At 42.1% G+C, this 12519-nt stretch carries 12 protein-coding genes; 2 read left to right on the top strand and 10 right to left on the bottom strand.

From position 1 onward, the window contains the following. Window positions 1-106: 106 nt before the first annotated feature. The 5 genes from gap to glk all read right to left on the bottom strand — a co-directional run bounded on the left by gap (window position 107) and on the right by glk (window position 5933). On the bottom strand, window positions 107-1111 hold the full coding sequence (gap, locus tag N475_RS20165) for a type I glyceraldehyde-3-phosphate dehydrogenase (RefSeq protein WP_063356439.1): 1005 nt from the start codon (window positions 1109-1111) through the stop codon (window positions 107-109). Window positions 1112-1127: 16 nt separating this feature from the next. Continuing rightward, window positions 1128-1748 carry a bifunctional 4-hydroxy-2-oxoglutarate aldolase/2-dehydro-3-deoxy-phosphogluconate aldolase gene (locus tag N475_RS20160; protein ID WP_063356440.1) on the bottom strand — a complete coding sequence of 207 codons (621 nt, stop codon included), beginning with the start codon at window positions 1746-1748 and terminating at the stop codon, window positions 1128-1130. 22 nt (window positions 1749-1770) lie between these two features. Further along, a complete protein-coding gene (gene edd / locus N475_RS20155) occupies window positions 1771-3624 on the bottom strand; it encodes a phosphogluconate dehydratase (RefSeq protein WP_063356441.1) in 1854 nt (617 codons plus the stop codon). A gap of 269 nt (window positions 3625-3893) precedes the next feature. Next, window positions 3894-4904, bottom strand: coding sequence for a LacI family DNA-binding transcriptional regulator (locus N475_RS20150; RefSeq protein ID WP_063356442.1), 1011 nt, complete (start codon window positions 4902-4904; stop codon window positions 3894-3896). Between the two features lie 12 nt (window positions 4905-4916). Next, the gene (gene glk, locus N475_RS20145) at window positions 4917-5933 is read right to left on the bottom strand and encodes a glucokinase (RefSeq protein WP_063356457.1); all 1017 of its coding nucleotides are present in this window, start codon (window positions 5931-5933) and stop codon (window positions 4917-4919) included. A 279-nt stretch (window positions 5934-6212) separates the two neighbouring features. Between glk and N475_RS20140 the strand changes: the two genes are divergently transcribed. Further along, entirely contained in the window at window positions 6213-7238 is a 1026-nt protein-coding gene (locus tag N475_RS20140; RefSeq protein WP_063356443.1) for a LacI family DNA-binding transcriptional regulator, read from the top strand. On the opposite strand, the gene N475_RS20135 is transcribed toward N475_RS20140, so the two are convergent. The 3 genes from N475_RS20135 to N475_RS20125 all read right to left on the bottom strand — a co-directional run bounded on the left by N475_RS20135 (window position 7235) and on the right by N475_RS20125 (window position 9244). Further along, a complete protein-coding gene (locus N475_RS20135) occupies window positions 7235-8185 on the bottom strand; it encodes an ABC transporter substrate-binding protein (RefSeq protein ID WP_063356444.1) in 951 nt (316 codons plus the stop codon). The genes N475_RS20140 and N475_RS20135 overlap by 4 nt on opposite strands. An 81-nt stretch (window positions 8186-8266) precedes the next feature. Further along, a complete protein-coding gene (locus N475_RS20130) occupies window positions 8267-8863 on the bottom strand; it encodes a pyridoxine/pyridoxamine 5'-phosphate oxidase (protein ID WP_319609860.1) in 597 nt (198 codons plus the stop codon). Window positions 8864-8905: 42 nt separating this feature from the next. Beyond that, window positions 8906-9244 carry a gamma-glutamylcyclotransferase family protein gene (locus N475_RS20125; RefSeq protein ID WP_063365846.1) on the bottom strand — a complete coding sequence of 113 codons (339 nt, stop codon included), beginning with the start codon at window positions 9242-9244 and terminating at the stop codon, window positions 8906-8908. 301 nt (window positions 9245-9545) lie between these two features. On the opposite strand from N475_RS20125, the gene N475_RS20120 reads away from it, so the two are divergent. Further along, window positions 9546-10643: a GGDEF domain-containing protein gene (locus tag N475_RS20120; RefSeq protein ID WP_162269617.1), complete on the top strand. Its 1098-nt coding sequence runs from the start codon at window positions 9546-9548 to the stop codon at window positions 10641-10643. Between the two features lie 529 nt (window positions 10644-11172). Here the strand turns inward: N475_RS20120 and N475_RS20110 are convergent. After that, complete coding sequence (locus N475_RS20110; RefSeq protein WP_063356449.1) at window positions 11173-11628, bottom strand: NUDIX domain-containing protein; 456 nt, start codon at window positions 11626-11628, stop codon at window positions 11173-11175. 549 nt (window positions 11629-12177) lie between these two features. Next, on the bottom strand, window positions 12178-12519 hold a 342-nt coding region (locus tag N475_RS20105; protein ID WP_081232473.1), incomplete at its 5' end, for a hypothetical protein.

The raw sequence follows: 12519 nt of genomic DNA, 5'->3' as shown, positions 1-12519 counted from the left end.
TTAAGAAATAGGCCGAGTTGAGATATATTTAGCACACAAAGCCAAGTTCTTTATGCGTATAAACAAAAAAGGCCCCGCATTTGCGGGGCCTTTTAAATAAACATTTTTACAGGAATGCGCCTAACGCTTTAACCTGATCAATCATTCTGTTAGAGAAGCCCCATTCGTTGTCATACCAAGCCATGACCTTAACCAGTTTACCTTCAACTTTTGTTTGCGTAGCATCAAACACAGATGACGCAGGGTTGTGGTTAAAATCAATAGAAACGAGCGGTAACGTGTTGTACTCAAGTACGCCAGCCATAGCGCCTTCAGCAGCTGCCTTAACGATTTCATTCACTTCTTCTGCAGTAGTCTCGCGCTTAGCAACAAAAGTTAAATCTACAAGTGACACATTCACCGTAGGAACTCGAACGGCCATTCCATCAAGCTTACCTGCAAGCTCTGGAAGTACTAAGCCAACCGCTTTTGCAGCTCCCGTTTTAGTTGGGATCATCGATTGCGTTGCACTACGAGCACGATATAAATCTTTATGATAAACGTCACATAGATTCTGATCGTTAGTGAACGCATGAATTGTTGTCATGCTTCCCTGCTCAATGCCTACCACATCGTTTAATGCTTTAGCCACAGGCGCTAAACAGTTCGTAGTACAAGAAGCGTTAGAGACAATATTGCTCTCGGCGTTTAGCACTTCACTGTTCACACCATGAACAACTGTCGCGTCTAAGTCAGTACCTGGTGCAGATACAATCACTTTCTTTGCACCTGCTTCAATATGCTTTGCAGCCGCATCACGTGAAGTAAAAATACCTGTACATTCAAGTACGATATCCACATTAAGAGCTTTCCAAGGCAGGTTAGCAGGGTCACGTTCTTGGGTTAATGTAATTTCATCGTTGCCAATAATAAGAGTGTTGCCAGCTAAAGTTAGCTTTTCTTGAAAACGACCATGAACTGAGTCAAATTGCGTTAAGTGTGCATTTGTTTCAGCTGGTGCTAAGTCGTTAATAGCAACAATCTTAATTTGTTCGTTCTGGCCAGACTCATAAAGTGCACGTAGTACGTTGCGACCGATACGGCCATAGCCATTAATTGCGATGTTAATCATGATTACATTCCCCTAATTATTTAACTTCACTTGCTTGTTTCGCAAGCGCTTCGATGGCTTGCCAATCTTTATTTGCAATTAGCGATTTATCCAGCATCCAAGTACCGCCAACGCAAACTACATTTTTTAGCGCCAAATATTTAGGCGCACTTTCCAGTGAAATCCCACCAGTTGGACAAAATGTCACTTGTGGAAGAGGCCCACCAATAGATTTCAACATTGGTGCACCACCCGCAGCTTCCGCTGGGAAAAACTTTAAAAACTTAAAGCCATGTGCAGCTAGCTCCATTGCTTCACTAGGTGTTGCAGCACCTGGCAAAAATGGAATATCAGTACTTTTTGCTAACTCTAATAACTCAGAGCTCACACCTGGACTGACCATAAAATCTGCACCAGCATTTACAGATGCTTCAAACGACGCTTTGTCGACAACCGTGCCTGTGCCAACATATGCCTCTGGCAACGCTTCTTTAATTTGTTTTACTGCTTCTGCTGCTACCGGAGTTCTTAAAGTTACTTCCAACGCGCGCAGACCACCGTTATAAAGCGCTCTAGCAAGAGGGATAGCATCTTCTAGCTCTTCAATAACAATGACAGGTACCACTGGTGCTGCCGATAAAATTTCTTGTATTTTCATAATTACCCCATTCCCAATGATGTTATTCGTCGATACCAAAGGCGCTTGCGCCCATATCTGCGCTGCTTACCATGTTTCTAAAGCCAGTGAATAGCTCTCGCCCTGTACCAAAAGTTAACTCTGGCTGAGTTAGCTCAAGCTCTCGTTTGGCAAGCTCTTCATCTGAAACATGAAGTACTAGATCACCATTTGGTGCGTCTAAAGTGATTAAATCGCCCTCACGAATTTTCGCTATCGTGCCACCTTCTACCGCTTCAGGTGCCAAGTGGATTGCCGCCGGTACCTTTCCAGATGCGCCAGACATACGACCATCAGTGACGATTGCCACCTTGTAGCCTTGGTCCTGAAGTGTCGCCATAACAGGTGTTAGCTTGTGTAACTCAGGCATCCCTTTGGCTTTCGGCCCCTGCTCTTTAATAACTGCGATGAAGTCTCTATTTAGCTCACCGTTTGCAAAAGCATCTTGTAGAGCCGCCTGAGAGCTAAATACTTTTGCAGGAGCAGAAACAACCTGATGCTTTTCATCTACCGCTGAAACTTTGATAACCGCTTTGCCCAAATTGCCCGTTAACAACTGTAAGCCACCTTGCTTATTAAACGGATTTGACACCGGTCTCAATACATCTTCATCAAGTGAGTTTTCTGGACACGGCACCCACTTAACTTTGCTCGGGCCTTCGCTATTAGTCATGATCACATTTGTGTCCACATCCAATACAGGCTCTTTGGTATAATCATCTAACCCTTCACCAACAATTGTCTTAACATCGTTATGTAAAAAGCCAGCGTCACGCAATTCACGCATTAGGAAGCCCATGCCACCTGCTGCTTGGAAGTGGTTAACGTCTGCAGAACCATTTGGATAGATACGTGTTAGTAGTGGAACAACTTCTGACAATTCTGCCATGTCCTTCCAAGTAATCTGAACGCCTGCGGCTTTAGCCATAGCCACCAAATGAATTGCATGGTTTGTTGAGCCACCTGTTGCAAGCAAGCCAACTAAACCATTGATAACGGTTTTCTCACTGACAACTTCGCCAATTGGATTTGCTGATTTGGTCTTAATTAGCTGTTCAAGCATCAATTGAACGGCACTGGCTGTAAGGCCATTACGCAATTCGGTGTATGGGTTGATGAATGAGCTACCTGGCAAGTGCAAACCCATAATTTCCATCAACATTTGGTTTGAGTTTGCTGTTCCATAAAAGGTACATGTACCAGCACTGTGATAAGATGCACTCTCAGCTTCCAGCAACTCTTCTCGACTTACTAAGCCCTGAGCGAAACTCTGACGAACACGTGCTTTTTCTTTATTTGGGATACCAGATTCCATTGGACCAGCTGGTAAGAAGAAAATAGGTAAATGACCAAAAGACAATGAGCCAATTAATAGCCCTGGTACTATCTTGTCGCACACACCTAAGCAAAATACACCATCGAAAACGTCATGAGATAGCGCAACAGCAGTCGACATTGCGATTACATCACGCGAGAACAAAGATAGCTCCATTCCGTCACGGCCTTGCGTTACACCGTCACACATTGCAGGTACACCACCAGCAACTTGTGCTGTAGCGTCGTATTTGGTTGCTATCTTTTTGATTAAATCTGGATATTCGATATAGGGGACATGAGCAGAAAGCATATCATTGTAAGAATTAATGATCGCAAGGTTTGGCTGATCGTCAGCCTTTAATCTCGCTTTGTCACTGCTTGAACACGCAGCCATAACGTGTGCTAAGTTACCACAACCTAACCCAGCTCTAACGCGCGTTTGTTTTTTTGCTTCTTGAATACGCTTTAGGTAGGCACTTCGAGTCTGTTGGCTGCGTTTTACAACTCTTTCAGTAACTTCTTGAATTCGAGGATGCAACATAATCTGCCTCTCTGCATGTTTAGAGGAAAAAGGCTCAGCACATTCATATGTACTGAGCTGCTTTGATTTACCCGTTCAAAGGTACGCTATCAGGTTGTCTCTCACCTCAACCTGACACCGGTGTCACTGTATTAACTCACATTCCTGACACCGGTGTCAACAGTTGAATATGAAAATTAGATTAAATAAAACCCATATCTAAATTATGGACAAAAAAAGCCCAATCGCTAGGATTGGGCTTTTGGCAAGTAAATGTAAAAAGATAGTAACTATCTCGCAGCAGTAGACTCTCGCGTGATAAGTTTTGCCTCTAATACTTTTTGATAAACTTCTGTTGAAGGATCAGATATTTGCATAATTAACTGCTCAACAGCTTGACGTGTCATTTCTTCTACAGGTTGCGCAATTGTAGTCAATCCAGGCCAGATATGTCTCGCAATAGGTGCATTGTCAAACCCCGCTATAGAAATATCCCCGGGTACTTTCAACTGCCTTTGCGTCGCCAACTTTAAAACAGCAGCTGCCATGTAATCATTTGAGGCAAACACGGCCGTAGGCATAGGATCAAGATCAAGAATTTCTTTTGCGCTATCTGCACCTGAGTGATAACTAAAGTTACCCTCAGCAACCAAGTGAGATTTGAAGTCAATACCGTGTTTCACAAGTGCATTGCGGTAACCGCTGAAACGCTTTTCAGTTGCACTATGATCTGGATGACCTTTAATGAAAGCGATATCTCTATGACCCAGAGATATAAGATGCTCTGTTAATTCAAATGCTCCCTGCTCATCATTGCTACGCACAGAAATTGATGAGTCATCTTGAATAGCCGAAGCAACCCGCGCATATGGAATATCTTGCTGTTTCAAGTAGTCAATTAGTTCTTGTGAGTCGGAAAATGGTGGCGTCAACACCAAGCCATCTAGCCTCGATGTTGTTAGTAATTGCCCCACATTTTCAATCAGCTCTGTGCCTCTCAATTCACAAGGGTGAATAAGCAAGTTGTAATTGAACTTATGGCAGGCTTCTAGTGCGCCACTTTGCACACGTGTAATATAACTTTTACTTGGATTGTCATACAAACAACCAATGATGAAGCTTTTATTCCGAGCGAGCCCTCGTGCTATTGGGTTAGGTTTGTAATCGAGCTCTTTGAATACTTTGAGCACCTTTTCACGTGTTGCGGGGCTAACATTTGGCTCATTATTTAATACACGAGATACCGTTTTTTTGGATACCCCGGCATATTCTGCAACACTGTTTATGGTAACTTTTTTCATATTTATTCCAATTTACGAAAACTGGTCTCGGTCATGTAAGCATGCCGCAGCACCAATTAGAGGAATATTGTCCTGCACAACCAAAGTCACTGGAATCTGCCCAGCGTACTGAGACATTATCCCCTTTTCCGTAAACCTTTCAACAAATCGGCTAGAAATAAGCCGCTCGGTCATGCGGGGCAATATTCCACCGCCTATAAATACGCCGCCTAACGCCCCAAAGGTCAACGCGATATCACCGGCAACACTACCTATCCAATCACAAAATTGATTGAGTGTAGCGTCACATACATCACATTCATTCGCTCTCGCGCTGATCTGCGCTGCATTCAAATCTTCAGCTGGTACACCTTTTACTTGCGCCATTGCTTTATACAATCGAGCCAAACCAGGTCCTGAAAAAACCGTTTCTACAGATACATGTTGTGTGCTTTCTTTAAGTACTTGCAAAAGTTGTCTATCTAATTCGGTTACCGCTGCCAAACTAATGTGCCCTGCTTCACAGCTCATTACCGCACTGCCATGGATATCTTTCACATGGCAAGCCGCGCCAAACCCAGTACCTGGACCTAACACTGCAATGTTGGCGTTTGGATCTGCTTGACCTGTTTTCACTTGAATATTGTCTTCTTTGCTTAAGTGAGGCGCCGCAAAAGCAAAAGCAGCAAAATCATTAATTACAGCGAGCTCGCTAAAACCAAAATCACTTTTTACATCTTGGGTATTAAAATTCCAGCCCAAGTTAGTCAGATAAACTTGCTGACCTTTGATTGGTCCTGCGACAGCAAAGCAGGCTCTGGAAGGTTTTTTAATTGTTAATTTAGCAAGAAATGCTGAAAGGGCAGATTCAAAGGATTGAAATTCCGCACTGGGAAAAGTGAATTGATGGTCTATAACGAACTGGTTTGTTTCCAAATTAAATTCTGTCACGACAGCAAATCGCGCATTTGTTCCACCAATATCTGCAACGATGATCGGTTCGAACGCACGGTCATGACCATTTAGACTTTTAAGTGTTGTCTGGCTCATGTTGTTTTTTCTCTGTTGTAGTGGTGTTCCAACCACCATTCAGGGTTGCCCCTGCTTGTTATCCCAATAAATACTCAGCCGAAACTTTGCACGCAGGCTGAAAAAATGCTGCCCTATAAAGGGCAGCCAAATATGTTTTGACAACAAAATGATAAAACAGTGACATTATGACACCGGTGTCAAACTTCATCAATAAAAATTTGCACCTTTTGTGAAATTGGTTGCAAAAAAAATTTAATCACAGACAATGTCCAAGACATCATTAAAATAACGCAGAACATGAAAACGAAAGGAAAAGCAACCTCTTTTGACATCGCGCACTATGCGGGAGTTTCCCAATCGACTGTTTCAAGAGCGCTCAGAAACAGCCCACTTGTAAATGAGGAAACCCGCAAAAAAGTCTGGGAAATTGCTAAGCAGCTCAATTATAAGGTAGATAAAAATGCCAGTAATTTGCGCACGCAACAAAGTGCAACGCTAGCTATTTTACTTTTCGAGGACCCTACCGGTGATGAGTCTCAGATCAATCCTTTCTTTTTAAACATGCTTGGTAGCATCACTCGAGCCTGCGCAAAAGAAGGTTATGACCTACTCGTGTCCTTTCAGTCAGCTAGCCAAGATTGGCGTGCTGAATATGAAGATAGCCATCGCGCAGACGGCATAATTCTACTTGGTTATGGCGATTACATGGATTATCAATCACGGTTACAAAACTTATTGTCGCAAAACACTAAGTTTGTTTGTTGGGGTGCAAAGGTCGAGGGGCGGCCAGATCTTACGGTCAGTTGTGACAATTATGGTGGCGGACAACTTGCCGCACAGCATTTTATCTCGCTTAACAAAACCAGCTGCGTATTTATTGGAGATGCTTCAGAGCACAGCCCCGAGTTTTTAACTCGTTTTAAAGGTTTTAAAGATACCTTAGATCAGCACCAGATATCATTGGGAGAGCGTTGTGTTGCGAATGCAATTTCTACAGAAGACTCTGGCTACCATGCAACTCGCTCTTTGTTAGCGAACAATGTTTCTTTTAATGCGCTGTTTGCAGCTAGCGATCTAATTGCAATCGGTGCTATCAAAGCATTGAAAGAGGCTGGCTTGAGGGTGCCTGAAGATGTCAATGTTATAGGCTTTGATAATATTGCCGCCGCTAATTATATTAGCCCTTCACTGACGACAGTTCAGCAAAATACAACATTAGCCGGTCAAATGCTCGTACAAAACCTACTGGCGTTAATTCGTGAAGAGCAAATAACAGATACTTTACTGCCACCAAAACTGATTCTACGCCAGTCAACATCCTAGTTATTAGTTTTTAATTTGGGGGCCTTACACTCAGAAAATAACTGCTCCCAACGCTTTCTATGACTTTTTACCCAGCGCTGTGCCACTTGTTTTGGGCTTAACAACTCTCTGTTAACTTGAGCAGATAGCTGCTCTATCTCTTCATTGGTTAGATCAAAACGTTCAATACTTTGAGCCAAACAAGGAAAAAGTTTTACAAAGCGTCTGCTGGAAACTTTTTTTAACCAACCCGATTTGGGGTTGCCACAATCATGGACTAATGTAGAGTTGATCCCCCATTCAGGCTCGGTTTCGCACTCAACACTGTGCTCTGGAAACTCTACAAACTCTCCTGGATACACCGCACCTACCCAATTGGGTGTCCAGTTAAATATAAGCACAGGTTTGCGTTTCGAAACAGCCTGCTTTAATTGTTTCCAAAGCTCTGTGTCGTCATTTACCTGCTCAACGATAAAGTTCAATCCCAGCGCTTTTATCCGTGCTCGATCTGGCTTTTCCCAAGGGCCTGCAATATAAACCCCCTTGCCTCGTGAACTTGGACTAGCGAAAATACCAAAACACTGTTTAAGCGCTTTCCAATCCGGTAAACCTGGACACATGCTTTTGACATACAATGGATACCACCAATCCTCTCGAGTTGTAACCGAGTAGTCCCCTAAATCAATTAGGTCACCTGCTTGGTGCAGCTGTTCATACTTGTCCTCCATCGTACCTTCCCAAATCTCAAGCTGCAGGTCAACACGATTGGTTTTAAGCAAATACCATTGCACATCTACTGATATGTTAATCAGCTCAACTTCATAACCTAAACGAAGAAAAATCTCGCCTGCAATATTCGCCAATATTCGCTGGCTTGACCAGTCATTGACAACAACTCTTATGGGCTGTGAAGAAGCTGGAAAGTGGCTACTTGCGAGTAAAGCAAGTGCAATCAAGCACCTGTTCATAGTCGTCCAACATTTGTATAAGCGTTTCTAAATTATAGATACTTAAATCAATAACGACATGTCTCATGAGCGCATTAGCAATTAAGGTTGCAAATAAGCTCTATTCCACTTTTCATTACACAAAGTATAAAGCTCGCGAATGTGTAATCTATCTTCTTTGAATGTCAAAAATTCAATGCGGATTGGCTTGATACGGTACCCACCCCAATTAACTGGCCTTTCGATCGGTTCAGCCTCATTACTTTGAGTATATTCGGCAACTTTCCCCCCAAGCATAGATGGATTGGCTATGAGCTGACTTTGCTCGCAAACGTGTGTCGTTATTTGAGCTGATCGAGTGCGCGTTTTCCAATACTTCTCTGCATCTATGTCAGACAACCTTGTAGCGCAGCCCGTTACTCTAACTTGATAGCCAATATGATCCCACCATGCAGTAAGTGCAACTTTGTTACATTTACTAATTTCTATGCCTTTTTGAGAGCTGAGGTAAGTACAAAACACCATGCCCTCATTTGAAACGGATTTCAAATCAACAAAACGCGCTGCTGGGAAACCTTCTTGGTCAATCGTCGATACACACACAGCGCTCTTTTGCTTCAGTGGCGAATCAATAAGCGCTTGTTCCCACCATTGCGAAAATTGCTCAATAGGATTATTCATTGTTTTGCTCCATGCTATTACTCTCTGTTTTACTTCTTATTCATTGCTTCGAGTTAATCGTTATTTTGCCAATGCATAGACACTTGCCTTGATGTATTCACCACTTTCTGTACATGCATCGCACTCAACCCGTTCATACTCAGGCCCTTCAAAATCATCTAACGCTCGCCAATGATTTGGCAATTGCTCAGATATAAAAATATACCCTTCTATTCTAGGCCCTTCCTTATTGAGCTTAATACCTGGGTACCCTTGTGCAGCTCCCCACCCTTCTTCGAACAAATCTCCCCTCACAAAAGCCTTCTCAAAACTACCACCAATATCTTCAAGCAAGTGTGAATTCGCTCTATTTGGCGCCAATGTTCCATATACAAACAAAACTTTATTGCTAGTGACCATAAAACTTTCCCAGAACCTAATACATACCACTACATCCCACCTTTATTGCATGATAATCATGAGGCGTAAAGTAAAATAGAGTCACCGTACTACGCTGCAAAATAACTGGGCTTTGCTAAGCTTTACGTTATGCGCGCAGACAAGGAACCAATTGATTGCTCAATAAAAATCAACATTCCTGTCCTTTTTGTAGTTAAATAAGCAGGTTAAGCGACAAGTGCAAGTCCATGATTTAACGTTAATGCTCTCTTTGTTTATTGCTTCATTGACAGGCTCAATAGTCCTGATGTCAATGGCAAGAATGAGCCAGAAAGTAGAAGGAGCACGCTACTGGGCTGCAGCTTTAGCTGTGCTATCCGTAGCTTATCTTTCTCAGCTATCAATGCAAAATGTGCCTCGCGCACTCTTAGTAACCACCTTTAATACCTGTTTGATTTTAGGGCACTCTCTGTGGCTCATCGGTGCATGGCATTTCGTGTATATCAAACCTTCTACGAGACGTATTGCATTCTTAATCGTTCCAGTTTTGGCTTTGTCAATTCTATTTACCTTAGTTATGCCTGATAGAGAATGGCGACTAGCCGTAATAGGTATTTGGCTAATATGTGTTAGATCTCATTATGGTTGGGTACTGTGGCAGCACGCAAAGCATGATAAAAACGAATACCTCGCTACCCAAATAACCATTGCGGTAGTTATTCTTGAAATCACACTTAGCGCTCTATACACACTCTACGGTGCATTTGGTTCACTGCCAAACATTGGGTCTAACTTTAGTTGGGTAGGTGGTTATACTTGGCTAGTAGCCTTGATAGGCATTGTTGCCGGTACGCCATTACTAATGCTACTCAGTGCTGGGCGGTTTGTTCGCAAATTAGAATACTCTGCACACCATGATGAACTAACGGATTTACTTAATCGCCATGGATTGAGTAAGAGCCTTGAGAGTATTTTGCCCTTATCAAAAAGGAAATGTGACTCTTTTGCCGTGATTATGCTTGATGTGGACCACTTCAAGCATGTAAATGATACGTATGGACATACAATGGGGGATGCAATTTTGGCAGAGCTGGGCTCGACACTAAAATCCCAAGTAAGGAGCTCGGATTTGGTGGTTCGTTGGGGAGGTGAGGAATTTTGTATATTGCTGTTTGACATCACACCAACTCACACGCTTCAATTATCAGAAAAAATTAGAGAAGCCTTTTCCCACAAAGCGCAACAATTGTCGCCAGAGTTTATCACTAATCCAATAACAGTAAGTGCAGGGCTTGCTTTTAGTAGTACGGTGTCAAGAAAACATATTGAATCAACTCAGGCATTAGCTGACCGCGCGCTGTACATTGCAAAAAAGAATGGTCGCAACCGTAGTGAAATGTATAGTGATGAAGATATTTAGCCATTAAATCGTAAATAGACCCTCGCACAATTAACGCTTGGGTACGATGGCCTATTTACGATTAATATTGGTTTATTACATACTAGGATTATGTATCATAAAGTAAGTGGGCTTTGGTGCATTACCATATGTTTCCAATGAAGCACAACTGCTACCTGCGGGCAGGTTATAGCTAACCGTAACTTTTAAATTATTTTGTACTGCACTAGCAGCATATGAAGCCCACAATGAGCATGTAATTGGATCGCTGCCTTTAGTGTTACAAATTGATGTCCAACTATTTCGCCAAGTTCCATTTATATTTACGTTCCCATCTGACTGAATGTAAACACTGGAAATTTTCCCACTACAATAAATCGGCTGTGCAACAACGTTCCCCGTTGCTAGTAGAGCCAGAGTTAGTATCGCTCTTTTCACTTTTTACTGATCTCATATCATAAAAGAGGAACGGTACCATATAAACCACTGCTATTATATATAAAAACGACTGGGTTGAATTACACTAAAATTATTATTCTAAGTTTAAACTTTAATAAAACTTAAGCTCTCTAAGCTCTATAACCTCTGGTTGTATATTATCTTTTGCTATTTTTTCCCAAAACCCATCGTTCAACATCGGCGGAAAAACTTCATTCGACTTAATAAAAGTTTTATCCTTAAAATCGGCGTCAACAATAAACTCTCGAATGGCTTCTTCTGCGCTACTGTCGAGCTCACCATCAATTAACTCGCAGAGATACCAAAATTTCACTGAACGCTCTTCGGGCGTGAACATTTGCTCTATATACATGAGTTTATTAACCTTTACGTTAAGCCCAGTTTCTTCTTTTACTTCGCGGGTTGCTGCTTCTTCTAAAGACTCAGTTCCTTTTACACCGCCACCGGGTGTCACCCAAAAGTCATATCTCCCCTCTCTTTTATGGTTCACCATAAGTAGCTTTTCGTTTTGTATAACAAATGCACCGACGCAAATTCTCTGCTCCATAACTACCTCACCTTTATATATTATTGGTTAACTTTATAATTTTAGACGTGTACCTTCAGCACACCAATACAGCTTAAAATATAATGATGCCATATTGATATTAAGTAGCAATCTTGATTGCATTTAGCTTTCATTATGAAAAAGCCGCCAAAAATACAGAATGTACCCCCCTGAGATTTAGACCTGTATTCACTTTTTAAAGGTCATCGCATGTAATTTGGGAGAGTTGAAAACTAGGAATGTATAATCTTCATTATAGTTGGGTTTATCTAAATAGATTACGCAAAAATTCATCGATGAGCAGCGATTAAATTTAGAGCATAAACCCGAAAGCTTTTTATCTTAAAACTTAATTGATGTAATGGGTCATAAACGCGACCGTTAAATTAAGCCTTCGATTGTAACTAATAAACCGTTTTTGCCTCTATATTTAAAACAGCTCAATCTCGGTGTGCTTTAAGCACTCTAGCCCGATTGCTCTGGCATCGCAAAAGGGCTATTACCGAGTTGGTTTGATGGCCAAATACTCGCCATCATTCACAACTTAACTTATTGCTTGTCTAAGGTTACATATTGAACAACACAGCCGGGCTTGTTGTCGTCCACTTGTAACGTGGTTATCACCTTATTCGACATTTGCGCAGCAAGCAAAGTTGAATAAAGCAGATCTGCTCCAGGTGTACCTGCTGGTATAGTGGCATAAACCCCCGCAACGGCCTGACAATTTAGAACTTTCTCATCTCCACTTGTGCCGATATATATGGTCCCAGACGCTTCTACATACAGCCTTTCAATATACACACTGCCACAATGATCAGGTATACATTTGCCTACAGCATACGAGGCAAAAGGACTCAAAAGAGCAAGTGAAAGGGCCTTGTTGATCAAATA

The sequence above is a fragment of the Pseudoalteromonas luteoviolacea DSM 6061 genome, from assembly GCF_001625655.1.
GTDB classification, from domain to species: domain Bacteria; phylum Pseudomonadota; class Gammaproteobacteria; order Enterobacterales; family Alteromonadaceae; genus Pseudoalteromonas; species Pseudoalteromonas luteoviolacea.
This window is presented reverse-complemented; position numbering and strand designations above follow the sequence as displayed.

Excerpts from the sequence above, each read along its gene's own strand:
- N475_RS20150 (WP_063356442.1), bottom strand. The coding sequence starts at position 4,904 with ATGAAAAAAGTTACCATAAACAGTGTTGCAGAATATGCCGGGGTATCC.
- glk (WP_063356457.1), bottom strand. The coding sequence starts at position 5,933 with ATGAGCCAGACAACACTTAAAAGTCTAAATGGTCATGACCGTGCGTTC.
- edd (WP_063356441.1), bottom strand. The coding sequence starts at position 3,624 with ATGTTGCATCCTCGAATTCAAGAAGTTACTGAAAGAGTTGTAAAACGC.
- N475_RS20110 (WP_063356449.1), bottom strand. The coding sequence starts at position 11,628 with ATGGAGCAGAGAATTTGCGTCGGTGCATTTGTTATACAAAACGAAAAG.
- gap (WP_063356439.1), bottom strand. The coding sequence starts at position 1,111 with ATGATTAACATCGCAATTAATGGCTATGGCCGTATCGGTCGCAACGTA.
- N475_RS20140 (WP_063356443.1), top strand. The coding sequence starts at position 6,213 with ATGAAAACGAAAGGAAAAGCAACCTCTTTTGACATCGCGCACTATGCG.
- N475_RS20120 (WP_162269617.1), top strand. The coding sequence starts at position 9,546 with ATGAGCCAGAAAGTAGAAGGAGCACGCTACTGGGCTGCAGCTTTAGCT.
- N475_RS20135 (WP_063356444.1), bottom strand. The coding sequence starts at position 8,185 with ATGAACAGGTGCTTGATTGCACTTGCTTTACTCGCAAGTAGCCACTTT.
- N475_RS20160 (WP_063356440.1), bottom strand. The coding sequence starts at position 1,748 with ATGAAAATACAAGAAATTTTATCGGCAGCACCAGTGGTACCTGTCATT.
- N475_RS20125 (WP_063365846.1), bottom strand. The coding sequence starts at position 9,244 with ATGGTCACTAGCAATAAAGTTTTGTTTGTATATGGAACATTGGCGCCA.